Origin of the sequence: Pseudomonas lutea (assembly GCF_000759445.1) — a bacterium.
Taxonomy (GTDB): Bacteria; Pseudomonadota; Gammaproteobacteria; order Pseudomonadales; family Pseudomonadaceae; genus Aquipseudomonas; species Aquipseudomonas lutea.
In genome coordinates this window covers 259,478-282,500 of record NZ_JRMB01000003.1, presented here as the reverse complement: position 1 = coordinate 282,500, position 23,023 = coordinate 259,478, and the positions used below count along the sequence as shown (strand labels likewise).

Sequence of the window (23,023 nt, the reverse complement as noted above, 5' to 3'; positions counted from 1 at the left end):
CCCGCCAGTACATGAAACGCATCAATAGTTTTTCCGTAGGTCGAGCCCGGTATAAAGAGAGGCAACCTGCTCTCCGTACCCATTGAACATCTCGGTCTGGCGGATGTTCGGACTGAACAGGCCGCTCGGAAGCCGCCGCTCATGAGCCTGGGTCCACCGGGGATGGTCTACCGTCGGGTTAACGTTGGCATAAAAACCGTACTCGCTCGACGCGATGCTTTGCCAGGTAGTCTTCGGCTGCTCGCTGGTCAGGCTTATGCGCACAATCGACTTCACACTCTTGAAACCGTATTTCCACGGGACCACCAGACGCAGCGGCGCGCCGTTCTGGTTGGGCAGCTCTCGCCCATACATACCCACTGCCAGGATTGCGAGAGGATTCATCGCTTCGTCCAGGCGCAGCCCTTCAACATAGGGCCAATCGATTAACGCAAAGCCTGAGCGCTGACCGGGCATAGTCTTCGGATCCTGCAGCGTTTCGAAGCGGATGTATTTCGCATTGGCAGTCGGCTCAACTTGTTTGAGCAGTTCAGAGATCGGAAATCCGAGCCATGGGATCACCATCGACCACGCCTCTACGCAGCGCAGACGATAGATACGCTCCTCCAACTGATAAGGCTTCATGAAGTCTTCCAGTGCATAACGCCCTGGCTTGGCTACCTCGCCGTCGATGACAACGCTCCACGGCTCCGTCTTCAAGGAGCCCGCGTTTTGCGCCGGGTCACCTTTATCAGTGCCGAACTCATAGAAATTGTTGTAGTGCGTTGCATCCTTGAATGGTGTGATCGTCTCACCCTGGACGGTGACGGCTTGCCACTTGGTTGTAGGCAATTTGCCTTTGAACCACTCAGGCGCAGCGCCGGCTTCGACGTCGGCGTAACGCGAGGCTTCCTCAGCATTTGCCCAGCCAGGGATTGCGCTAACGGCCAATCCTGCAAGGGAACTGCCGAGCAATGCTCGACGTGACAGATAAAAGGATTCGGGAGTGACGTCCGATTCTTTGCAATCGGATCTGGAAGGTATTTTGATGATCATGATGACTCCGCAGCTATAGAGAACTGAAGCATCTATAGCTACGGAGTATGCGGTAAATGGAGGTGGATGAACTACCTCTGGCGACGCAGACGCAGCAGGTATTGAATAGGACCGGACGCTGCGTAGCCGAGGAAGATAAGCAGCAAAATGCGCGGCGGGTCGCTGAACACCACGGCGAACACCAGGACCACGGCGAGGATTGCCACAAAAGGCACACGCCCTTTGAGGTCCAGCTCCTTGAAGCTGTTGTACTTGATGTTGCTGACCATCAGCATCCCGGCTGCGGCGACCAACAGCGCGACCAGAAAGGACAGCTTGGACCCCTGAATCCCGTAATCACTGAACGCCCAAACGGTGCCCGCCACCACGCCAGCGGCGGCCGGACTGGCCAGCCCGATGAAGTAACGCTTATCAGCCTTGCCAACCTGGGTATTGAAGCGGGCCAGACGCAATGCAGCGCCTGCGACGTAGATGAACGCGACCATCCAGCCGACTTTGCCCATGTCCCCGAGTGCCCAGCCGAATGCCAGCAACGCGGGCGCCACGCCAAACGCGACCATGTCGGACAGCGAATCGTACTCGGCGCCGAATGCGCTCTGGGTATTGGTCATTCGCGCGACTCGGCCATCAAGCCCGTCGAGCACCATTGCCACGAAAATAGCGATCGCGGAGAACGCGAAGTATTTGCTGGCACCTAGCTGATCACCGGCACTCATCGCACTTTGCGCACTCATTGCGCTGATGATCGCGTAGAAACCGGCAAACAGATTGGCCGTCGTGAAGAGATTAGGCAGCAGATAAATGCCGCGATGGCGAACCTTGCGCCCTTCGGCGTCATGGCCCTCTTCAATATGTTCATCGATGGGTAGCAGGCTTTCGGCGTCAGATGCCTTGTTCGGCTCTTCGGAACGTTCGCTCATGGACAATACCTTGCAGCTAAAGAATTTCGACAAATGCTTGTGGCCTTGGGCCGACAAACGATGCAGCTTTATACCAGATGAGTCCTCACAACGAAAAAACGCGACCCGAGGGCCGCGTTTTTTCATGCAGGAACCTGATCTGTGATCTTAGTTCTTGGCTTGGTCTACGATCTTGTTCTTCGCGATCCAAGGCATCATCGAGCGCAATTGCTCACCGATGATTTCCAGACCGTGCGCTTTGTTGTTACGGCGCTTGGCAGTCATCGAAGGGTAGCCGCTGGCGCCTTCGGCGATGAACATCTTCGCGTATTCGCCGTCCTGAATGCGCTTGAGAGCATTGCGCATGGCTTGACGGGATTCGGCGTTGATAACTTCAGGGCCGGTCACGTACTCGCCGTATTCGGCGTTGTTGGAGATCGAGTAGTTCATGTTGGCGATGCCGCCTTCGTACATGAGGTCAACGATCAGCTTCAATTCGTGCAGGCACTCGAAGTAAGCCATTTCTGGCGCATAACCGGCTTCGACCAGCGTTTCAAAGCCGGCTTTGACCAGCTCAACGGTACCGCCACACAGAACGGCTTGCTCGCCGAACAGGTCGGTTTCGGTCTCGTCCTTGAACGTGGTTTCGATGATGCCGGTGCGGCCGCCACCAACGCCGGAAGCGTACGACAGCGCAACGTTCTTGGCGTTGCCCGAGGCGTCCTGATAAACGGCGATCAGGTCAGGGATACCGCCGCCTTTGACGAACTCGGTGCGCACGGTGTGGCCCGGTGCTTTCGGCGCGATCATGATCACGTCGAGGTCGGCACGAGGAACAACCTGGTTGTAGTGGATCGCGAAGCCGTGGGAGAAGGCCAGTGTTGCGCCCTTCTTGATGTTCGGCTCGATTTCATTTTTGTACAGCTGGGACTGGAATTCGTCCGGGGTCAGGATCATGACCAGGTCTGCAGCGGCGACGGCGGAAGCGACATCAGTCACTTTCAGGCCGTGAGCTTCAGCTTTGGCGACAGTAGCCGAACCTTTGCGCAGGCCAACGGTGACATCAACGCCGGAGTCTTTCAGGTTGCACGCTTGAGCGTGGCCCTGGGAACCGTAACCGATGATGGCAACTTTTTTGCCCTGGATGATGGAAAGGTCGCAGTCTTTGTCGTAATAAACTTTCATGAAATTCCCCTGATAACGTGGCCGCAAGGCCATTTGCAAAATTAGGTTAGATGCTCAGTACTTTGTCGCCGCGGGCAATACCCGTGACGCCACTGCGTACGGTTTCCAGAATGGACGTGGTGCCGATCGCCTGGATGAAGCTGTCCAGCTTGTCACTTGTCCCGGTCAACTGCACGGTATAGACGCTGCTGGAGACGTCGACGATCTGGCCGCGGAAGATATCGGTAGTGCGCTTGATCTCGGCGCGTTGAGCGCCCGTGGCTTTCACCTTGATCAGCATCAGCTCACGTTCGATGTGGGCGCTTTCCGACAAATCGACCAACTTGACCACCTCGACCAGCTTGTTGAGGTTCTTGGTGATTTGCTCGATCACTTCATCCTGGCCAACGGTGGTCAGCGTCAGACGCGACAGGGTCGGGTCTTCGGTGGGCGCCACCGTCAGGCTCTCAATGTTGTAGTTGCGCTGCGAAAACAGCCCGACCACCCGAGACAGCGCGCCCGGTTCGTTTTCCAGCAATAGCGAAATGATGTGGCGCATGGTTATGTCCGCTCCGTCTTGCTCAGCCACATGTCACGCATGGACCCGTCTCGGATCTGCATCGGGTAGACGTGCTCGCCGACGTCGACCTTGATATCAAGAAACACCAGGCGATCTTTCATGGCGAACGCTTCTTCCATCATCGGCTTCAAATCCTTCAGGTCGGTGATGCGCATGCCCACATGCCCGTACGCTTCGACCAACTTTACGAAGTCAGGGAGCGACTCCATGTAGGAGTGCGAGTGACGGCCGCTGTAGCTCATGTCCTGCCATTGGCGGACCATGCCGAGCACACCGTTGTTGAGCAGGATAATCTTGACCGGCAGGTTGTACTGCAGACACGTCGACAGCTCCTGGATGTTCATCTGAATGCTGCCCTCGCCCGTGACGCAGGCGACGTTGTCATTCGGAAAACTCAGCGCAACGCCCATCGCAGCCGGCAAGCCAAAGCCCATCGTGCCGAGACCGCCGGAGTTGATCCAGCGATTGGGTTTGTTGAAGCGGTAATACTGGGCCGCGAACATCTGGTGCTGCCCCACGTCGGACGTCACGTAGGCATCACCGTTGGTCACCTCGCACAGTGTTTCGATTACCGTCTGCGGCTTGATGACGCTGCCGTCGCCGCGGTTGTACGGGAACAGTTCGCCGCCGGCGCGCCATTCATCAATCTGCTTCCACCAGGTCGCCACAGAGTCCTTGTTCGGGCTTTCAGCGAGCTCTTTGAGGGTAGCAAACATCTCGGTCAGCACGCTTTCGACCGGGCCGACGATGGGCACGTCGGCCTTGATGGTCTTGGAGATCGACGCAGGATCGATGTCCACGTGAATGATTTTTGCGTTGGGGCAGAACTTGGCCGGGCCATTGATCACGCGATCATCAAAACGAGCCCCTACCGCGAGGATCACGTCAGCGTGGTGCATCGCAAGGTTTGCCGTGTAGCTGCCGTGCATGCCCAACATGCCGACGAATTGGCGATCAGTGCCCGGGTAGGCGCCCAACCCCATCAGCGTGTTGGTGACGGGCGCATTCAATTGCTGCGCCAGTTCGGTCAACTGCGCCGAACCGTTGCCCATGATCACACCGCCGCCCGCGTAGATGACCGGACGCTTGGCGGCGACCAGCATTTCCACCGCCTTGCGGATCTGGCCCGAGTGGCCGCGCACCGCCGGGCTGTAGGAACGCAGCTTGGCTTTCTTGGGAAAGATATATTCGAATTTCTCAGCCGGATTGGTCATGTCTTTCGGGATATCGACAACGACAGGACCAGGACGGCCGGACTGCGCCAGGTAGAACGCCTTTTTCAGGACTTCCGGGATTTCCGATGGATGCTTGATCATGAAGCTGTGCTTCACGATTGGCCGGGAGATACCGATCATGTCGGTTTCCTGGAACGCGTCGGTACCGACCATATTGCTCGGGACCTGGCCGGACAGCACCACCATCGGAATCGAATCCATGTAGGCGGTCGCAATACCGGTGATGGCGTTTGTTGCGCCTGGACCGGAAGTCACCAGCACAACACCTGCCTTGCCGGTGGCGCGGGCGTAGCCGTCAGCCATGTGAGTTGCGGCCTGTTCGTGACGAACGAGGATGTGGCTCACAGCCGGTTCTTTGAACAGCGCGTCATATATATGCAGGAGGGCACCGCCGGGGTACCCGTAGATGTGCTCTACGCCTTCGTCACGCAAAAAGCGGACGACCATTTCAGCGCCAGATAAAAGCTCCACGTTGTTCACCTCTAAAACGCCAGAATACCGTCCACACAAGCGAGGAGACGGGTCTTAATAGGTTTACTGCAAAGCAGAGCATGAGCGACGGTGGTCGCCGACTACGTCAGCACTGACTGAGCAAGTATTGGGATCGCCCCTGTACGTGTTTCGGGGTCTTCCCACCCAGCGCGAGGTAACGCGTTGCGGGTGTTACGGGTCGGCGCGGGTGTGCGCCTCATGATCTACCGAGACGGTCTGCTTCTGGCAGTCCCTCTACAGCGAACTTTGGATTGTTCGGATTCGCCCCCCTCAAGTCAAGTCATCGATGCGCTTTCTTCGTCCGCGGCTCGTTAAAAGGCACCGAATGAGGTCGTTGCGCCGCGCTTGTGATAGGTTTCCGGCCATTGCCACAGACGTAAGGAACCGGGAATGCGCTGGATGATTCTTGCAGCGACGCTGACACTTGCCCTGGGTCAGACCACCAGCCAGGCAGCGCAGGTATATAAATGGGTCGACGCCCAGGGAGTGACGCATTTTGACGCGCAGCCTCCTGCCGGGCAGACAGCGGAGGAAATCGATACTGGCAAACCGGTCAGCGCATCCCCTGCCCCGCCGCCACAGAATCAGGAAGGCGCGCGGGAGCAGGAAGCGGTTGATGCCAAAGTGAGGAAGCAGGTCGCGGCCCAAGAGGCCAAGCGTAAAGAGATTTGTGAGGAACAGCGCACCAACCTCGCGCAGTTGCAAAACAACCCGCGGGTACGACAGGAAGTGAACGGGGAGTTCAGGCGCTTTACCGAAGAAGAACGCCAGGGCCGCATCGCCGAGGTCAAGCAGTACCTCGACGATCAGTGCAACTGAGGCTCAGGCAGACTCGGTGATAAGCCGGTCAAAGTCCCTCAGCAGCCCCAGCAGAGTGGCGGTTTCTCGAGCATTGCCGGCGTAGACCATCTGCGCCATTTCAAGAATGCCCGATGCTGTGGGCAAGGTCAGGTCCTGCTCAAGAATGGTCTTCATGCGCGGCAGAAAGATCCATTGCAGCCACTGGTCGAAATCCAGCGTGTCGACGCAAAAAGGCTCACGGCTCGACAGCGCTTCGTCGCTGGGGGGCACTTCTTTCCACCATCCCAGTACTCGCAATTCGCGCTCGATCAACAGTAATTGATCTGCGATGGTCGGCAGGCGTTTATCCATTGGCTTTCTGCCGAGCCAGTGCTGCGCCGGCAGCGTCACCCTGTTTTTCACGTGACTGAGCGATCAGACCCCAGAGGCTGGCTTGAAGGCTGGCGCGACCGTTTGCATAGGTAAGGCCACGACGCGCCAGCTGCTCAGCCTGGGGCGCATCCCCCTGCGCCAACCGCACTTGCGCCAGTCGATACAAGACCTGCGGCTCGCGGGGGGCGACACGCTGCGCGCGCTCAAGGCTCGAAGCTGCACCATTGAGATCGCCACCGGACTGTTGCTGCTGGGCGGTGGTCAGCAAGGCCAGCACCGGGCCGTCGAGCTGCTCATCTTCCGACAGCCCGCCACTGGACGCCGACGGAATGCCCGTTGGTGCCGAGGCAGGCATGTTGTAGGTGCTACCGGTGGCGGCCGGCGGCGTGTAGGTATTGTTGGCCGGCGCCGGGCTGACCGGCGAGGTATCGATCGGGGCCGTGCTGATCGGGGCCGAGGCTGGCGGCACGAAGGTAGAGATAGGCGCACCGCTCGCGTTGGCGCCACCAGGCACCATCACCGTCACACCGGAATCTTCCTGAATGGCCTGCGACTGCGACGGCGTCTGAACCGGCGCTCGGTAGGTGTTGTTACGGTTTGAAGACACACGCTCGCCGTTGGAAACGCGCGACCCTGAGTCGACCACCGGAATAGCGCTGCGCGTCTGGGACGCGCAGCCGTTGAGCAAAGCCAGAGCCGTTACAGCCGGAATCCACCACTTGTTCACGTCACATCCTCTTTGCTTGATTCGATAAGGCTTAATTCAACCAGCCCTTGACCCAATCCATCACCGAATCGGCAGGCGCTGCAGGCCCGCCGCAGGTCGGACCGGGTTGCGGCTCACTGCCGCGAATATACGGCATCTGTACGGCATTCGGGCAGCTCGCGTCAGTGCCTTGTCCCGTGCTGGCGTTGACCCAGGCTTGCACCACGTTGTCGGGCATGGCCATGTCCAGCGGAAGGGGATCGGCCTTTTTCATGAAGCTGGTCCATATCTGCAAAGCACCGGTAGCACCGGTGAAAGGCGTCTTGCCGTTGTCGTCGCGGCCCATCCACACGATCGCCAGCAAATCCTGGCTGAATCCGGCAAACCAACTGTCGCGTGAATCGTTGGTAGTCCCCGACTTGCCCGCCAGATTCAGCGTCGCTGGCAGGACGTTGTACACCGACTTACCCGTGCCTTCTCGCATCACCCGCTGCATGGCGTTCTGCAGAAGATAGATCGAGCCAGGGTCGAAACGTTGCTGAATCTGGAACGGATAACGCTTGAGCGGCTCACCTTCGGCAGTCAGAACACTGCGAATCCCCCGCAGCGGCGTGTTGAAGCCACCGCTGGCAATGGTCTGGTACATGGTTGCGACTTCGATCGGGGTGAGCGCGCCGGCGCCCAGCAACATCGACGGGAAGGCAGGCCACTCGCGGGTCACACCCAGCTTGGTGAGTGTCTTGAATACGTTCGGAATGCCCAGGTCCAGTCCCAGTTTCGCACTGGACAGGTTGTAGGAATGCGCCAGCCCCTGATACAGGAAAATATTGCCGTGGGCTTTGTGGTCGTAGTTCTGGGGCTTCCAGATCTGGCCGTCGGCGCCTTTCACCTGAAAGGGCTCGTCCGGAATCCAACTGGTCAGCGAATACTGCTGCGGACGTTCAAGAGCGGTCAGGTAAATGGCCGGCTTTACCAACGAGCCGATCGGGCGAACGGCATCCAGCGCCCGATTGAAACCGGCGAACCCGGCCTGACGGCTGCCAATCAGTGCCTGGACTTCGCCGGTTTCCGGATTGGTCACGACCATGGCCGTTTCCATCTCGTCGGCGCCTTTGCGGCCCGATATTTTGGCGAAGCTTTCGCGCACCGCTGCTTCGGATTTCATCTGCAGAATCGGGTCGAAGCTGGTGAAGATCCGCAGCCCTTCTTCGGTCAAGTCTTCGTCACGGTAATCCTGACGCAATTGGCGTTTGACCAGATCGAGGAAATCCGGGAACGAACTGTCAGCCAGCGAGCCGGTTTTGGTCACACCCAACGGCATTTTCTTCGCTGCCGCTACGACTTCCGCTGTCGCCACGCCCTGCTGCTCCAGCAGGTCGAGGACCAGATTGCGCCGCTCCAGCGCACGATCCGGGTTGCGACGGGGATTGTAATAGGAAGGCCCCTTGACCAGACCGACCAACAAAGCGACTTGATGCAGTTTCAGCTCAGACAACGGCTGGCTGAAGAAGTACTGACTCGCCAGGCCAAAGCCGTGAACTGCGCGCTGCCCGTCCTGCCCGACGAACACTTCGTTGAGGTAGGCCTCAAGGATTTCCTGCTTGCTGTAATGGATTTCCAGCAGTACAGCCATCATCGCTTCTGTCAGCTTGCGCGTGATGCTGCGCTCATTGGTCAGGTAAAAGTTCTTGACCAATTGCTGAGTCAGCGTCGACCCGCCCTGACGCATCTGACCGGCAGATGCGTTGATCCAGAAAGCCCGTACGATGCCCTTCGGGGATACGCCGAAATGATGGTAGAAATCCCGATCTTCAACCGTGACGAGCGTGTCGAGCAAATAAGGAGGCGCCTGGTCGAGCTTGATCAGGATGCGGTCTTCGAGGTTCTTCGGATACAGGCCGCCAATCATCAGCGGCTCGAGACGCGCAACGGCAAGCTTGGCGCCATTGGCCGCGGCCAGCTCCGCCACGTAATCGCCGGAGAAGCGCACGCGAATCTGCTGCGCCGGATCAGCACCTTCGTAAAACTGGAAGCCACGGGTGTTGAGGTCTACGGTATTGCCGTTCACCGACGCAGCGCCGGGACCGTTGGCTACGCCCTCGCGGCGGTAGCCCAGTGCATCGAGCTCCAGAAGAAAGTCGTCGCGTGACAGCTTTTGCCCAACGAAGAGCTCCAACGGTCGTGCGTAGACTTTGGCCGGGATGGTCCAGCGCTTGCCGGAGAATTTCTCCTGAACGATGGAGTCCAGGTAAACGGCGAAGCAGCCAAGGATCACCAGCCCGACGAGACTGAGTTTCAGGGCCCAGCCCAACAGGCTGCGCAGCCGGCTGTTGGTGGGTTTGGGGGATTTTTTCGGGGTGCGGGATCGGGTCATGGCGGCGGATTATACGCACTTTCAATGGGCCCGACAGACCACCCTATAAGCGGTTTGCAGCAATGTCCTCAGCGGCCATAATGGCCACCTTTCGCTACGACTACCGACTTACCAACATTCAAGGATCGTCCGTGAGCCAGACACTGATAGCCGCGCTGCAAAACCCTGCCCTGTTCCCACATCCGGTGGAACAGTCTCAGGTCATCGAGACGCATATTTCCTGGGTCCTGCTCACCGGCCCATACGTCTATAAGATGAAGAAGCCGGTCAATTTCGGTTTCCTGGATTTCACCACCCTGAAGGCGCGCAAACATTTTTGTGAGCAGGAACTGATGCTAAACCAGCGCCTGACGGACGATCTTTACCTGGAAGTGCTCCCCATCACCGGCAGCATCGACGCTCCCCAGTTGAATGGTGAAGGCGAAGCAATAGAGTACGTGCTGAAAATGCGCCAGTTCCCGCAGGATGGACTGCTCAGCACTCTGCAAGCCAAGGGCGAATTGACGACCGCTCACATCGACGACATGGCGCGTCAGATCGCGGAGTTTCACCTGAAGTCGCCCAAGGTTCCGATGGAGAATCCGCTGGGTAGCGCTGACAGTGCCATGGCACCGGTCACGCAGAACTTTGAACAGATTCTGCCATTCCTCAATGAAAAATCTGACCTGATTCAGCTGGAAGCACTGGAGGCATGGGCTAAAACCAGCTTCGAACGCCTCAAGCCTTTGATGAATCAGCGCAAGCTGGACGGCTTCATCCGCGAATGCCACGGCGATATCCATCTGGGCAACGCTACTTTGATCAACGGCAAGGTGGTGATCTTCGACTGCATCGAGTTCAACGAGCCGTTCCGCATGACCGATGTGTATGCGGACATCGCGTTTCTGGCCATGGACCTTGAGGATCGCGGTCTGAAAAGCCTTTCCCGTCGGCTGGTCAGCCAGTACCTGGAACTGACCGGCGACTACGCAGGCCTTCAGTTGCTCAATTTTTACAAAGCGTACCGGGCACTGGTGCGCGCCAAGGTTGCACTGTTCAGCCTGAACGCCGATGCCGACCAGGTACAGCGTGCCGCGACGCTGCGCCAGTATCGTAACTACGCAAACCTGGCCGAGAGCTACAGCGCTATTCCATCGAACTTCCTGGCGATCACGCACGGTGTTTCCGCTGTCGGCAAAAGTCAGGTCGCCCTGCGACTGGTCGAAGCGCTCGGGGCCATTCGTCTGCGGTCCGATGTGGAACGCAAACGCCTGTTTGCGCACAGTGCCGATCTGTATTCCACCGACGTGAGTGCCTCCACTTACGAACGCCTGAACGAGCTGGCGGGCATCGTCCTCAGCGCCGGGCTGCCGGTGGTGATCGACGCCACCTATTTGAAACTCAATCAGCGTCAAACGACCGCGCAGGTTGCCGAGGCACTGGGAGCTCCTTTCCTGATCATTGACTGCGCAGCGCCAAAAGCCGTGATCGAAGGTTGGCTGGCCCAACGTCGCGCGCAAAATCAGGACCCATCCGACGCAACCATGGAAGTCATCGAAGCCCAACTGGCCAGTCGTGAGCCTCTGACGGCTGATGAAATCTTGCGCAGCAGACACGTCGAAACCAACGTCAGTGGCGATCTCGACAAACTGGTCGCTGACATTCGTCAGCATTTGCCAGGCCTCTAAGAGGGTAGGCTCACCAGTGGTCGAGTCGTGATGGATATCGCTTCACGGCTCCTCACTGGTGGCATTATAGTGGCGTCAGAATTCCAACAAGGAGGCGTCCGATGAACCAGCCCAAGCAGCTCGACTCACCCCTTTTTGCGTTGCTGCGAAAAGACGACGTGACCGCATTCAATCTCGAACGGCCCGCGCAAGGTCCTGTCGATCTTTCGGCGGGGGACTTTCGTGGCCTGGATCTACGCGAAATCAATGCTGACGGGATTGACTTCAGCGACGCCTATTTCAGGTCGGCAGATCTGCGCGGCGTAGATTTTCGAACGACAAAGCTGGAAGGCGCCAGCATCGCCCACGCCCAGATATCGGGTGCCTACTTTCCTCCGGAATTGAGTGCAGACGAGATTCTCATGTCCGTGAACTTCGGTACCCGCCTGCGTTATCGCACCCGCTAACCATCGACACCTTTCTGCGCCCTGCATGAATTTCCATGCCGGGCTTGCGCGTCTTTCCGATTCTTGTCCCTACCATTCAGCGGCGCAGCGCGCAATTGGCGAGCGAACGGCCGCGCCCGTGACATTCCTCTACTACGCTCAAGGGCATGGTTCGCCTTTCCGGTCTGTGCCGAACCTAGGGAGCAGTCAATACACGGAGTTTCATAAGGACAACGACTCATGGACGATGATCTTCAATGCATGAAGAACCTGGGGAAGACCTCGGTTCAATGGCTTCACGCTGCGGGCATTCACAACGCTGCCGACCTGCGCCGGCTTGGAGCGATCCAAGCGTATATGGCCGTCAAAATCAGAGGATTTCGCCCCTCTAAAGTCCTGCTCTACTCCTTGGAAGGCGCCCTGCTCGACCGTCACTGGTGCGACCTGCCAGCAGGGCGCAAAACCTCGCTGGACCAAAAACTGGACGGCATTGGTGCATAGCCCGCATGAGCTTTGGGCCGGTGGCAATAAATAGTTGAGCGACAGTGTTGACTTACAAATGAGAATCACTATGATTATCACATCCGGTCGCGAGACTGGCCGATAACCTGAATGGCTCCTTGGTTCGGACGCTCAGATTATCTCCTCATCAGGCTAATCACGGTTTTTGACCCGGCTCTTGCCGGGTCTTTTTTTGCCTGTATGGGTGACTCCTCTTCCGGTTTCAAGCGCTCACACCCAGATGCACCAGCAGATCATCCAGAAGGCTGGTTGACCCTAGCCGCAGTCGTCCCTGTTCAAGCCATCGCAGCCCAAAGCGTGCTCTTACAAGATCCATGTGTACCCGCGCTTCGTTGAGCGTACGGACATTTCCCGAGACATTGAGCCCGACATGCGCACCCGATTCGGCAATGGCCGCGATCAGAATTCGGCTGGCCTGTGCAGTCGGATTGACGGCCTGTTTGCCGGTGCTGGTTTTCAAGAAGTTCGCGCCCTCCTCAATCGCAACGCAACTCGCCCCGTGGATGACCTGCGGATCGCGCAGCACCCCGGTCTCCAACGTTACGGTCAACACGCCGTTATTGCCGCACCTGACCCGGCAGGCATTCACGATGTCTGCACCCACCTGCTTGTCCCCACCCAGCAGCGCGTGAAACGGATAGACCACATCGATTTCGTCAGCACCCGCGACGATCGCCGCATGAGCTTCCATGTCGGCTGAGCTGACAGAAGGCGAGCCGCCAGGAAAATTGACCGCGGCCACAACCTTGATATCGCGTGCGCAAAGGCTGTCGAGTGTGCGGCGAGCGAGCCCGGCGAACCTGGGCAGCACACAGATCGCTGCAACATGACCGACCGGCGTCAGCGCTCGCTGACACAGAGCGATGATCCTCTGCGGCGTGTCGTCGGCATTCAGTGAAGCCAGCTCCAGGATGCCAATTACCTGCTGTGCCAGCGCCTCATCGACTTCGCCCGCGTCGCTGACTTCACTCATCTTGTTCATTTCGCGTCTCCATACCTTTGGTTTGGCGCGACAATAATCGAGAGCGCACTCGCCTGAACGGCATAAAAGACGTTAAGGAGCAGCCCTACTTGATTACAAGAAATGTCCGAAGGACGTTGCCTGCACGAACGTCAAAATGTGAGCTTTTGTGTCGGCAGAACTGACTAATGCCGCTGATATCGGGAAACGACGGCGAAGTGGGTCAACCGGCCTACCATTGACTCCGTTCCGTTATCGACTGGCGGGTTTGGGTGCTGGCAGAATGCGCAGCCTGCTAAGCCGGGCATTCGTTGAGTATTTGCATTCGAGCGTCTTGCGCAAAGGAGGCTAGGTTGAAGTACCTGTGCGACAGCGCTGCGCTGATTGAAGGCAAAAGCATCGGATTTGACGTTGATGCGCTCAAAGTTCTGGCCGTGAGGCGAGCAGGTCAGGTTTATGTGTACGCCAATCGATGCCCGCATCGAGGCGTTCCGCTGGAATGGCAGGCTGATGAATTCCTCGACGCCAGCGCCAGCCTTATCCAATGCGCTACCCACGGCGCCCTCTTCCTGATAGAGAACGGCGAGTGCGTCGCAGGCCCTTGCGAGGGCAAATCCCTGAGGGCCATCGAGTGCGCAGAAGACGCTCGGGGCATCTGGATCAACCCAGCGGCACGGGACTAATGGGGCGAGACTCTGTGAGATGAATCTCCAGGCTGCGATCTATGCAGACTTCATCCGCGGTGAGTTTCACGCCGTACGCCAGGACTTCGACCCCCGCTGCCACGGCCTCGACCAGCGCGCTGGCATACGCCGCGTCGATTTCTGCGGCAGGCCGCACGGCATCAATGCCCGTCAGGTTCACGCAATAGAGCAGAACGGCGCGCACGCCCTCTCTGGCCAGCGACGCCAGCTCGCGTAGATGTCGGGCGCCGCGTTGAGTCACTGCATCAGGAAACGCAGCCACGCGGGTGTCATCGAAGCCCAGCGTTACGCTTTTGACTTCGAGATAAAGCGGGCCGTCCGGGTAATCCAGGCGGAAGTCGACACGGCTGTTTTCCTGACCGTAAGCCACCTCTCGCTTCAGCGCCGTGAACCCTGCCAACTCGGCAATCACACCTGCCATCAGCGCTTCTTCCACCAGACGATTGGCCCGCGCAGTGTTGACACACGCGAGCCGACCCTGAGGTGTCTCGGTGATCTCCCACGTTCCTGGCAGCTTGCGCTTGGGATCATTGGAGCGACTGAACCAGACGCGCCCGCCCGGCATCATGCAATTGAACATCGAACCCGTGTTGGGGCAATGAATTGTCAGCCGCTCGCCATCGGCTGTCTCGATGTCGGCGAGAAAGCGCTTGTAGCGTTGTATGAGCCGGCCTTCTTCCAGCGCTGGGGAAAATCGCATCAGCCCTGCCAACTCCGAAGACCACGGGCTATGCGAGTGACCGCCTCCTCAAGCCGCGAAAGGTTCTGGGTATAGGCAAAGCGCACATGATGACCTGCTCGATAGCGGCCAAAGTCCAGTCCGGGCGTAAATGCAACGTGCTCTGCTTCCAGAAAGTGATGGCAAAACGCAAAAGCATCGCCGCCGAAGGTGCTGATGTCCGCGTATAGATAGAAAGCACCTTCTGGCTCCACAGCAATGTTGAAACCCAAATGACGCAGCGCAGGCAAAAGAAAGTCGCGACGGCGAGCAAACTCTGCCCGACGCTGCTCCAGGATCGCGAGGGTCTGGGGCTCGAAACAGGCAAGCGCAGCGGTTTGGGCCATGCTTGGCGCGCTGATGTAGAGGTTCTGCGCCAGCTTCTCAAGATCAGCGACCGCCGCCTCGGGTGCCACCAGCCAGCCAAGCCGCCAGCCGGTCATGCCGAAATATTTGGAAAAGCTGTTGAGGACGAAAGCGTCGTCATCGACTTCCAGTACCGTGCTGGCCTCTGTGCCATAAGTCAGGCCATGGTAGATCTCGTCAACGACGAGATGGCCATCCCGAGCTTTGAGTGACGCGGCAAGCGCAGCAAGCTCGTCACGGTGCAGCAACGTGCCGGTCGGATTGGCCGGAGAAGCCACCAATGCACCCACGCTGTCCTCATTCCAGTGTTGAGCAACCAGATCAGCGGTCAGCTGGTAGCGGACCTCTGGCCCTACAGGCACCAACTGCGCAGCGCCCTCCACAAGGCGCAAAAAGTGTCGATTGCAGGGATAGCCCGGATCGGCCAGCAACCAATGCTTACCGGGATCGACCAGCAAGCTGGCTGCCAGCAGTAACGCGCCTGAGCCGCCGGGCGTAATCAGGATACGACCCGGATCGACATGCACGCCGTAGCGTTGTGCATAGAACCCGGCGATGGCCTCGCGCAATTCCGGCAGGCCGCGTGCGGCCGTGTAACGCGTTTTGCCCGCTGCCAATGCCGCCTGACCAGCCTTTATGATCGGTTCGGCGGTGGTGAAGTCCGGCTCGCCGATCTCAAGGTGAATGACGTCATGCCCCGCCGCCTGCAGCTCATTGGCCCGCGCCAACAGCGCCATGACATGAAAGGGTTCGATAGCGCGGCTGCGCGCACTGTAGGGCTGTGGCATTGGCCTTCCTTTGGTGAGGGGTGGCAAGTCAGGCGGCCGATTCTACTCATCCGCCCCAGCGGGCTACAGCGTTTATCACGTTGCAGGAAGCGAGGTGCAGCCGACAGTCCAGAAATACGGGCCTTTGCCCTACAGGCGCTAGACTCAGCGCACTGCAAAATAATATAAAACCGCGCGCCTGAGCTGTGGTCATAGCTCACGTGCGTGCTGCAGGCCATGCTCGACAACCGGGAGTAGCGCGCTCCGATTCGATCTGGTAAGTTCGCCCGCTTGCAGCCGCAGGGCCGGCAGGTGTCGGCGATGGATCTTAACCTGTGTAATGGCTTAGAAGAGTGAGAGGCGGTCCGTTCATGCCCACCGAAGAAAAGCAAAAGAGCAACCCGGCAATCAGTAATTTCGAACCCTACGTTGCGACAAAGGGTGAGGAATACATGGGCAAACCCATGCGAGATCACTTCACCAAGATCCTGACCAAATGGAAACAGGACTTGATGCAGGAAGTCGACCGCACGGTTGATCACATGAAGGATGAAGCGGCCAACTTTCCTGACCCTGCTGACCGTGCAAGCCAGGAAGAAGAATTCGCTTTGGAGCTGCGCGCCCGAGACCGTGAGCGCAAGCTGATCAAGAAGATCGACAAGACGCTGCAACTGATCCTCGACGAAGACTACGGCTGGTGCGAATCCTGCGGTGTCGAGATCGGCATCAAGCGCCTTGAGGCCCGTCCAACGGCCGACATGTGCGTAGACTGCAAGAGTCTCGCTGAAATCAAGGAAAAACAGGTCGGTAAATGATCCTGTTGCTCCCATGAAAAGGACGCTTCGGCGTCCTTTTCTGTTTTCGGCACCTGCCTTTGATGCCCGGATAGCCCACGAAACCGCCGATCAGCTGCGTCGCGTTTTCCCACACTGCCGGCCAGGTCGTCCGGTATTTAGTACGTTTTATTTCCAGTACCATCAGCGCCCATGAAAACCCCTTCTTATATAGGGCGCTTTGCGCCAACCCCCAGCGGGTACCTTCACTTCGGCTCGCTGGTCGCGGCGCTGGCCTCGTACCTCGATGCCCGCTCTGCCGGTGGCAAATGGCTGATGCGCATGGAGGACCTCGACCCTCCCCGCGAGGTGCCGGGTGCGCAGGCAGGTATTCTCAAGACGCTCGAAGCCTATGGCTTTGAGTGGGACGGCGAAGTGGTCAGGCAGAGCGACCGGCACCACGCCTACCAGGACATCATCAATCGCTGGTTCAGCCACGGGCTTGCCTACGCCTGCACGTGTTCGCGCAAGCAGCTGGAAAACTACAACGGCATTTATCCGGGATTCTGTCGTGATGCCGGGCACTCACCCGACAACGCGGCGATCCGGATTCGCGTGCCTGAACTTGAGTATCGGTTCGAAGACCGAGTACAGGGCGAGTTTCGCCAGCATTTGGGGCGCGATTCGGGCGACTTCATCATTCGCCGCCGGGATGGCTTTTACGCCTATCAGCTGGCGGTTGTCCTTGATGACGGCTGGCAAGGCGTGACCGACATCGTAAGAGGCGCCGATTTGCTTGATTCCACGCCGCGCCAGTTGTACTTGCAGGAACTGCTCGGCCTGCCGCAGTCGCGCTATCTTCATGTGCCACTGATCACCCAGCCAGACGGTCACAAGCTGGGTAAGTCCTATCGCTCTCCCCCACTGCCGTCCGATCAGGCCACTCCGCTGCTGCTCCGGGGGCTGCGGGCTTTGGGCCAGTGGGTACCGGGAGAACTGGCCTACGCCTCCCCGCGAGAGGTGCTGGAGCACGCGATTTCGCACTGGGATGCCGATTCCATACCCCGCCTGGGCGCCATCGAGGAAGCACGAATAGACTGAGCGCTGCCGAGCGGTCCATATTTATGCAGCACAACGCTGGCCGAAACGTCGCTTGCAGCCCCATCGCCATCCGTTACCATGCCGCTCCGTCATCTACTGGTCGTTCAACCTGGGAGGCCAAATGTACATTTATCGATTGGTCCTGCTGCTGGTGGTGGGCATCTATCTGTTTTCCCCGGCCATCATGGACTGGTGGATAGACGCGACAGGCGCCTGGTACAGGCCGTACATGCTGTGGTTAATCCTGATCGTAGTGACCTTCATTCTGCAGAGCCAACGAGATGCCGATGAGCTTTAGCCTGACCCAGATGATTCTGGTCAGTGCCGCCTACCTGACGGTCCTGTTCGGAGTCGCCTGGATCAGCGAACGTGGACTGATCCCGCGCTGGATCATTCGTCACCCGTTGACATACACGCTGTCGCTGGGCGTTTACGCCAGTGCCTGGGCGTTCTACGGCACGGTGGGCCTGGCTTACGAGTACGGATACGGTTTCCTGTCGAGTTACCTTGGGGTATCCGGCGCATTTCTGTTGGCTCCCGTCCTGCTGTACCCCATTCTCAAGATCACCCGCACCTATCAACTCTCCTCGCTGGCCGACCTTTTCGCCTTCCGGTTTCGCAGCACCTGGGCGGGCGCGCTCACCACAATCTTCATGCTGATCGGCGTTTTGCCGCTGCTGGCGCTGCAAATCCAGGCGGTTGCCGACTCCATCGGCATTCTGACCCGCGAACCCGTGCGCAACTACGTAGCGTTTGCGTTCTGTGTGCTGATCACGCTGTTCACCATCTTCTTCGGCTCGCGCCATATCGCCACGCGTGAGAAACATGAAGGGCTGGTGTTCGCCATCGCTTTTGAGTCGGTGATCAAGCTGGTCGCCATCGGCGGCATCGGTCTTTACGCGCTATACGGTGTATTCGATGGGCCGCAGAGCCTCGAACAATGGTTGCTGCAGAACCAGAGCGCGCTGGCGGCCCTGCACACCCCACTGCAGGAAGGTCCGTGGCGGACGCTGCTGCTGGTGTTTTTCGCCTCCGCCATCGTAATGCCGCACATGTATCACATGACCTTCACCGAGAACCTCAACCCGCGCTCACTGGTCAGCGCCAGCTGGGGCCTGCCACTGTTCCTGCTGCTGATGAGTCTGGCGGTACCGCTGGTGCTTTGGGCCGGCCTGAAACTGGGCGCCACCACCAGCCCTGAATACTTCACCCTTGGCATCGGCATCGCCGCGCACAGCAAAACCCTGGCCCTGCTCGGCTATGTTGGCGGGCTGTCCGCCGCCAGCGGGCTGATCATTGTCACCACGCTGGCGCTGTCCGGCATGGCGCTGAACCATCTGGTACTGCCGCTCTACCAGCCGCCTGCCGAAGGCAATATCTATCGCTGGCTGAAATGGACCCGGCGCGGGCTGATTGTCGCGATCATCATGGCCGGCTTCGGCTTCTACCTCCTGCTCGGCGCCAAACAAAATCTGGCGAACCTGGGTATCGTCGCGTTTGTAGCGACCCTGCAATTCCTGCCCGGGGTGTTGTCGGTACTGTACTGGCCGGCCGCCAATCGCCGCGGCTTCATGGCCGGGCTGATCGCGGGCATCGTGGTCTGGACCATCAGCATGTTGTTGCCACTGATCGGTAACTTCCAGGGTTTCTACATCCCGCTGCTGAACATGATCTACGTGCTCGACGACACCAGTTGGCACATGGCTGCAATCGCCTCGCTGGCCGCGAACGTGCTGGTGTTCACTCTGATTTCCCTGTTCAGCAACCCCAGTCCCGAGGAAGCCAGTGCGGCCGAAGCCTGCGCTGTGGATAACGTTCGTCGTCCGCAGCGGCGCGAATTGCACGCCGCCTCCCCGCAAGAGTTCGCCACGCAGTTGGCCAAGCCCTTGGGCGCAAAGGCTGCACAGAAGGAGGTCGAACAAGCCCTGCGCGATCTGTACCTGCCGTTCGACGAGCGCCGGCCTTATGCCCTAAGGCGTCTGCGCGACCGCATCGAAGCGAACCTCTCCGGCCTGATGGGGCCGAGCGTCGCGCAGGACATGGTCGAGACCTTCCTGCCGTATAAGTCCGGCAGCGAGAACTACGTCACCGAGGACATTCATTTCATCGAGAGCCGCCTGGAGGATTACCACTCCCGCCTCACCGGTCTCGCTGCCGAGCTCGACGCCTTGCGTCGCTACCATCGGCAGACCTTGCAGGAACTGCCGATGGGCGTGTGTTCGCTGGCCAAGGATCAGGAAATCCTGATGTGGAACAAGGCCATGGAAGAACTGACCGGCATCGGTGCTCAGCGCGTGGTCGGGTCGCGGCTCGAAACCATCGTTGATCCCTGGAAGCAACTGCTGCTCGGCTTCATCAACGTACCGGACGAGCATTTACACAAGCAGCGGCTGGCGCTTGACGGCCAGACGCGCTGGCTCAACTTGCACAAAGCAGCGATCGACGAACCCCTGGCGCCCGGCAACAGCGGCCTGGTGATTCTGGTTGAGGACCTGACCGACACGCAGATGCTCGAGGACAAACTCGTGCACTCTGAACGCCTCGCCAGCATTGGTCGGCTGGCTGCGGGGGTTGCCCACGAAATCGGCAATCCGATCACCGGTATCGCCTGCCTGGCGCAAAACCTGCGCGAAGAGCGCGAGGAAGACAGCGAGCTGACCGAAATCAGCAGCCAGATCATCGAACAGACCAAGCGCGTATCGCGCATCGTGCAGTCGCTGATGAGCTTCGCCCATGCAGGCGGGCATCAACACGCCGATGAGCCGGTATGCCTGGCAGAGGTGGCACAGGATGCCATTGGTCTGCTCGCGCTGAACCGGCGCAATTTCGAGGTGCAATTCTATAATCTGTGCAACCCGAACCACTGGGTGGAGGGTGACCCGCAGCGGCTCGCCCAGGTCCTCATCAACCTGCTCTCGAACGCACGTGACGCGTCACCCGCCGGCAGCGCAGTGCGGGTCAAAAGCGAAGCCTCCGAACACACCGTGGACCTGATCGTTGAAGACGAAGGCAGCGGCATTCCAAAGGCCATTATGGATCGTCTGTTCGAACCCTTCTTCACTACCAAGGATCCGGGCGAAGGAACAGGACTGGGGCTTGCACTGGTCTATTCCATCGTTGAAGAGCATTATGGACAAATCACCATCGACAGCCCGGCTGACCCCGAGCACCAACGCGGGACCCGTATCAGGGTGACCTTACCGCGCCACGTCGAAGCGACGTCCGCCGTGAACTGAGACCGTCGAGAGAACCGAATCAATGCCCCACATTTTGATCGTTGAAGACGAAACCATTATCCGCTCCGCCCTGCGCAGGCTGCTGGAACGCAACCAATACCAAGTCAGCGAAGCCGGGTCCGTGCAGGAAGCTCAGGAACGTTTCAGTATTCCCTCGTTTGACCTGATCGTCAGCGATTTGCGCCTGCCCGGCGCACCCGGCACCGAGCTGATCAAGCTGGGTCAGGGCAAGCCGGTGCTGATCATGACCAGCTACGCCAGCCTGCGCTCGGCAGTGGATTCGATGAAAATGGGCGCGGTTGATTACATCGCCAAACCCTTCGACCACGACGAAATGCTTCAGGCTGTCTCGCGCATCCTGCGCGATCGCCAGACCCTGCAGAGCATGCAGGCCGAGCGCGCGGCCACGAGCAAGGTTGCGACCGGCGACAAGGCCGGCCCTGACAACAGCAATGGCGAGATAGGCATCATCGGCTCCTGCCCGCCCATGCAGGACATGTACAGCAAGATCCGTAAAGTCGCGCCGACTGACTCCAATGTGTTGATTCAGGGCGAGTCCGGCACGGGCAAGGAATTGGTCGCTCGTGCGTTGCATAACCTTTCGCGGCGCGCCAAGGCACCGATGATTTCGGTAAACTGTGCGGCGATTCCTGAATCGCTTATCGAATCCGAACTGTTTGGCCATGAAAAAGGCGCGTTCACCGGCGCCAGTGCCGGGCGTGCCGGCCTCGTCGAGGCTGCGGACGGCGGGACGCTCTTTCTGGACGAAATTGGCGAACTGCCGCTCGAAGCGCAGGCGCGATTGCTGCGCGTGCTCCAGGAAGGCGAGATACGCCGGGTGGGCTCGGTACAGTCGCAAAAAGTCGATGTGCGGCTGATCGCAGCGACCCACCGCGACCTCAAGAGCCTGGCCAAAGTCGGCCAGTTCCGTGAGGACTTGTACTACCGTCTGCACGTTATCGCCCTCAAGCTGCCTGCGTTGCGTGAACGCGGCGCGGACGTGAACGAAATCGCAACCGCGTTTCTTGCACGGCAGAGCGCAAAAGCCGGGCGGACTGACCTGCGCTTCGCCCCGGATGCGGAACTGGCGATTCGGCAATATTCGTGGCCTGGCAACGTACGAGAGCTGGAGAACGCTGTGGAGCGCGCGGTAATCCTGTGCGAAAGCCCGGAGATCTCTGCTGAACTGTTGGGCATCGACATCGAGCTGAGCGATCTCGATGTAAACGAGTTTATCGGCCTTGCACCACAAACGGCGGGCTCGTCGAGCTCCACTGCCGGCGAGCCGACTGAAGATCTATCGCTTGAAGATTATTTCCAGCATTTCGTTCTGGAGCATCAGGACCACATGACCGAAACCGAACTGGCACGCAAGCTGGGCGTCAGTCGCAAGTGCCTGTGGGAGCGTCGCCAACGGCTGGGCATCCCCCGCCGCAAGACCGGCGTGGCGAGCGAGACCTGAGGCTGGGCATGCGCAAGGCTCTGGCACGCGGGTTACAGACGATGTGAAAAAACTGTTACCGCGCAGGAACAGGACGTAACAAAACCGGGGCATACGGTAACGACTCCCCGGTTTTTTTTCGCCGGCGGAAAATAGCGTCAATTTGCCACACCCTTGATTTCAAAGGCTTGCAGCCAGGTTTGCGAAAGTTGGCACAGGTACTGCTATAGGTATTCGTACAAGAACAACAAAAATCAGTCACCCGCAAAACCAACATAATAAAAACAAGACGAATCGACTCACGCATAACAAAAACAACACGGCGGAGGCGCAGCTAACTGATTCTTTTGGAGAGGCGTTGCATTTGGGACTTGTCCCGCAACCAGGCCGAGAACAACAAAAACTACCCTTAGGTAGAGCCTGAACTGGTTGGATCGAGAGATCACTGCCGCACAGCGACCAAAGCAATCCGTTTGCTCTTGACTCCCGATTGGGAGAGTTCACTGGCGAAAGCCGTGAATGGGCGGTCAACAAAAATAAAAAGCCCATCAGACAATAAAAATAAGAGCACGCACTTTGGGGGAGCTTCGGCTCCCCCAGTAGCATCCGCGTTTTAATCCCCGCCCGCCGCACCTCGCACCCGCTGTTGATAGCCGATTTCCCGCCGCTGCCCCCTTGCAGTCA

General features: G+C 58.8%; 22 protein-coding genes (1 of these 22 only partly in view). 10 read left to right on the top strand and 12 right to left on the bottom strand.

Features of this window, described 5'->3' with window-relative positions; all coding sequences use genetic code 11:
- The 6 genes from msrQ to LT42_RS22010 form a co-directional block, all read right to left on the bottom strand.
- A protein-coding gene (gene msrQ / locus LT42_RS22035) for a protein-methionine-sulfoxide reductase heme-binding subunit MsrQ (RefSeq protein WP_037018191.1) crosses the window boundary here: on the bottom strand, window positions 1-22 show its 5' end (the start). 599 nt of this gene lie to the left of the window's left edge; only the first 22 of its 621 coding nucleotides appear in the window; its start codon is at window positions 20-22; the stop codon falls past the left edge of the window.
- Window positions 22-1,035: a protein-methionine-sulfoxide reductase catalytic subunit MsrP gene (gene msrP / locus LT42_RS22030; protein WP_037018188.1), complete on the bottom strand. Its 1,014-nt coding sequence runs from the start codon at window positions 1,033-1,035 to the stop codon at window positions 22-24. Before msrP ends, msrQ begins: the two co-directional genes overlap by 1 nt.
- A gap of 71 nt (window positions 1,036-1,106) precedes the next feature.
- On the bottom strand, window positions 1,107-1,955 hold the full coding sequence (pssA, locus tag LT42_RS22025; protein ID WP_037018186.1) for a CDP-diacylglycerol--serine O-phosphatidyltransferase: 849 nt from the start codon (window positions 1,953-1,955) through the stop codon (window positions 1,107-1,109).
- Window positions 1,956-2,102: 147 nt separating this feature from the next.
- On the bottom strand, window positions 2,103-3,119 hold the full coding sequence (gene ilvC, locus LT42_RS22020; protein WP_037018564.1) for a ketol-acid reductoisomerase: 1,017 nt from the start codon (window positions 3,117-3,119) through the stop codon (window positions 2,103-2,105).
- Window positions 3,120-3,165: 46 nt separating this feature from the next.
- Window positions 3,166-3,657, bottom strand: a complete 492-nt coding sequence (gene ilvN, locus LT42_RS22015) for an acetolactate synthase small subunit (RefSeq protein WP_037018184.1) — start codon at window positions 3,655-3,657, stop codon at window positions 3,166-3,168.
- 2 nt (window positions 3,658-3,659) lie between these two features.
- A complete protein-coding gene (locus LT42_RS22010) occupies window positions 3,660-5,384 on the bottom strand; it encodes an acetolactate synthase 3 large subunit (RefSeq protein WP_037018561.1) in 1,725 nt (574 codons plus the stop codon).
- Window positions 5,385-5,795: 411 nt separating this feature from the next.
- On the opposite strand from LT42_RS22010, the gene LT42_RS22005 reads away from it, so the two are divergent.
- Complete coding sequence (locus tag LT42_RS22005; RefSeq protein ID WP_037018182.1) at window positions 5,796-6,224, top strand: DUF4124 domain-containing protein; 429 nt, start codon at window positions 5,796-5,798, stop codon at window positions 6,222-6,224.
- 3 nt (window positions 6,225-6,227) lie between these two features.
- Here the strand turns inward: LT42_RS22005 and LT42_RS22000 are convergent, their stop codons facing one another.
- The 3 genes from LT42_RS22000 to mrcB are packed head-to-tail and all read right to left on the bottom strand — an operon-like array spanning window position 6,228 to window position 9,658.
- The gene (locus tag LT42_RS22000) at window positions 6,228-6,557 is read right to left on the bottom strand and encodes a YqcC family protein (protein ID WP_037018179.1); all 330 of its coding nucleotides are present in this window, start codon (window positions 6,555-6,557) and stop codon (window positions 6,228-6,230) included.
- Window positions 6,550-7,305 (bottom strand): tetratricopeptide repeat protein, encoded by a 756-nt coding sequence (locus LT42_RS21995; RefSeq protein ID WP_037018177.1) that lies wholly within the window; start codon window positions 7,303-7,305, stop codon window positions 6,550-6,552. The genes LT42_RS22000 and LT42_RS21995 overlap by 8 nt, the downstream gene beginning before the upstream one ends.
- Before the next feature lie 31 nt (window positions 7,306-7,336).
- Window positions 7,337-9,658, bottom strand: coding sequence for a penicillin-binding protein 1B (gene mrcB, locus LT42_RS21990; protein ID WP_037018174.1), 2,322 nt, complete (start codon window positions 9,656-9,658; stop codon window positions 7,337-7,339).
- Between the two features lie 131 nt (window positions 9,659-9,789).
- On the opposite strand from mrcB, the gene LT42_RS21985 reads away from it, so the two are divergent.
- From LT42_RS21985 to LT42_RS21975, 3 genes are all read left to right on the top strand, one after another.
- Window positions 9,790-11,325 carry a bifunctional aminoglycoside phosphotransferase/ATP-binding protein gene (locus LT42_RS21985; RefSeq protein WP_037018171.1) on the top strand — a complete coding sequence of 512 codons (1,536 nt, stop codon included), beginning with the start codon at window positions 9,790-9,792 and terminating at the stop codon, window positions 11,323-11,325.
- A gap of 101 nt (window positions 11,326-11,426) precedes the next feature.
- On the top strand, window positions 11,427-11,771 hold the full coding sequence (locus LT42_RS21980; RefSeq protein ID WP_037018168.1) for a pentapeptide repeat-containing protein: 345 nt from the start codon (window positions 11,427-11,429) through the stop codon (window positions 11,769-11,771).
- A 219-nt stretch (window positions 11,772-11,990) separates the two neighbouring features.
- Window positions 11,991-12,251, top strand: coding sequence for a TfoX/Sxy family protein (locus LT42_RS21975; RefSeq protein ID WP_037018166.1), 261 nt, complete (start codon window positions 11,991-11,993; stop codon window positions 12,249-12,251).
- 223 nt (window positions 12,252-12,474) lie between these two features.
- Here LT42_RS21975 and deoC read toward each other — a convergent pair whose 3' ends face one another.
- Complete coding sequence (gene deoC, locus LT42_RS21970) at window positions 12,475-13,254, bottom strand: deoxyribose-phosphate aldolase (RefSeq protein WP_420806915.1); 780 nt, start codon at window positions 13,252-13,254, stop codon at window positions 12,475-12,477.
- Window positions 13,255-13,586: 332 nt separating this feature from the next.
- On the opposite strand from deoC, the gene LT42_RS21965 reads away from it, so the two are divergent.
- The gene (locus LT42_RS21965) at window positions 13,587-13,916 is read left to right on the top strand and encodes a Rieske (2Fe-2S) protein (RefSeq protein ID WP_037018163.1); all 330 of its coding nucleotides are present in this window, start codon (window positions 13,587-13,589) and stop codon (window positions 13,914-13,916) included.
- Here the strand turns inward: LT42_RS21965 and sfsA are convergent.
- Together sfsA and LT42_RS21955 are read right to left on the bottom strand one after the other, a co-directional pair.
- Window positions 13,894-14,637, bottom strand: coding sequence for a DNA/RNA nuclease SfsA (gene sfsA, locus LT42_RS21960; RefSeq protein ID WP_037018161.1), 744 nt, complete (start codon window positions 14,635-14,637; stop codon window positions 13,894-13,896). The two genes, LT42_RS21965 and sfsA, sit on opposite strands and share 23 nt — an antisense overlap.
- A complete protein-coding gene (locus tag LT42_RS21955) occupies window positions 14,637-15,809 on the bottom strand; it encodes a pyridoxal phosphate-dependent aminotransferase (protein WP_037018159.1) in 1,173 nt (390 codons plus the stop codon). Before LT42_RS21955 ends, sfsA begins: the two co-directional genes overlap by 1 nt.
- Before the next feature lie 350 nt (window positions 15,810-16,159).
- Between LT42_RS21955 and dksA the strand changes: the two genes are divergently transcribed.
- From dksA to LT42_RS21930, 5 genes are all read left to right on the top strand, one after another.
- The gene (gene dksA / locus LT42_RS21950) at window positions 16,160-16,603 is read left to right on the top strand and encodes an RNA polymerase-binding protein DksA (protein ID WP_037018156.1); all 444 of its coding nucleotides are present in this window, start codon (window positions 16,160-16,162) and stop codon (window positions 16,601-16,603) included.
- Window positions 16,604-16,774: 171 nt separating this feature from the next.
- The gene (gene gluQRS, locus LT42_RS21945) at window positions 16,775-17,662 is read left to right on the top strand and encodes a tRNA glutamyl-Q(34) synthetase GluQRS (protein WP_037018154.1); all 888 of its coding nucleotides are present in this window, start codon (window positions 16,775-16,777) and stop codon (window positions 17,660-17,662) included.
- A gap of 121 nt (window positions 17,663-17,783) precedes the next feature.
- On the top strand, window positions 17,784-17,960 hold the full coding sequence (locus tag LT42_RS25815) for a hypothetical protein (protein ID WP_002552060.1): 177 nt from the start codon (window positions 17,784-17,786) through the stop codon (window positions 17,958-17,960).
- Entirely contained in the window at window positions 17,944-20,898 is a 2,955-nt protein-coding gene (locus LT42_RS21935) for a sensor histidine kinase (RefSeq protein ID WP_162835422.1), read from the top strand. The genes LT42_RS25815 and LT42_RS21935 overlap by 17 nt, the downstream gene beginning before the upstream one ends.
- 22 nt (window positions 20,899-20,920) lie before the next feature.
- Entirely contained in the window at window positions 20,921-22,360 is a 1,440-nt protein-coding gene (locus LT42_RS21930) for a sigma-54-dependent transcriptional regulator (RefSeq protein ID WP_037018149.1), read from the top strand.
- Window positions 22,361-23,023 lie beyond the last annotated feature (663 nt).

Bases quoted from the DNA above. Each gene is read 5' to 3' on its own strand.
- msrP (WP_037018188.1), bottom strand. From the start codon at position 1,035: ATGATCATCAAAATACCTTCCAGATCCGATTGCAAAGAATCGGACGTC.
- pssA (WP_037018186.1), bottom strand. From the start codon at position 1,955: ATGAGCGAACGTTCCGAAGAGCCGAACAAGGCATCTGACGCCGAAAGC.
- ilvC (WP_037018564.1), bottom strand. From the start codon at position 3,119: ATGAAAGTTTATTACGACAAAGACTGCGACCTTTCCATCATCCAGGGC.
- ilvN (WP_037018184.1), bottom strand. From the start codon at position 3,657: ATGCGCCACATCATTTCGCTATTGCTGGAAAACGAACCGGGCGCGCTG.
- LT42_RS22005 (WP_037018182.1), top strand. From the start codon at position 5,796: ATGCGCTGGATGATTCTTGCAGCGACGCTGACACTTGCCCTGGGTCAG.
- LT42_RS22000 (WP_037018179.1), bottom strand. From the start codon at position 6,557: ATGGATAAACGCCTGCCGACCATCGCAGATCAATTACTGTTGATCGAG.
- mrcB (WP_037018174.1), bottom strand. From the start codon at position 9,658: ATGACCCGATCCCGCACCCCGAAAAAATCCCCCAAACCCACCAACAGC.
- LT42_RS21980 (WP_037018168.1), top strand. From the start codon at position 11,427: ATGAACCAGCCCAAGCAGCTCGACTCACCCCTTTTTGCGTTGCTGCGA.
- LT42_RS21975 (WP_037018166.1), top strand. From the start codon at position 11,991: ATGGACGATGATCTTCAATGCATGAAGAACCTGGGGAAGACCTCGGTT.
- deoC (WP_420806915.1), bottom strand. From the start codon at position 13,254: ATGAACAAGATGAGTGAAGTCAGCGACGCGGGCGAAGTCGATGAGGCG.
- sfsA (WP_037018161.1), bottom strand. From the start codon at position 14,637: ATGCGATTTTCCCCAGCGCTGGAAGAAGGCCGGCTCATACAACGCTAC.
- LT42_RS21955 (WP_037018159.1), bottom strand. From the start codon at position 15,809: ATGCCACAGCCCTACAGTGCGCGCAGCCGCGCTATCGAACCCTTTCAT.
- dksA (WP_037018156.1), top strand. From the start codon at position 16,160: ATGCCCACCGAAGAAAAGCAAAAGAGCAACCCGGCAATCAGTAATTTC.
- gluQRS (WP_037018154.1), top strand. From the start codon at position 16,775: ATGAAAACCCCTTCTTATATAGGGCGCTTTGCGCCAACCCCCAGCGGG.
- LT42_RS25815 (WP_002552060.1), top strand. From the start codon at position 17,784: ATGTACATTTATCGATTGGTCCTGCTGCTGGTGGTGGGCATCTATCTG.
- LT42_RS21935 (WP_162835422.1), top strand. From the start codon at position 17,944: ATGCCGATGAGCTTTAGCCTGACCCAGATGATTCTGGTCAGTGCCGCC.
- LT42_RS21930 (WP_037018149.1), top strand. From the start codon at position 20,921: ATGCCCCACATTTTGATCGTTGAAGACGAAACCATTATCCGCTCCGCC.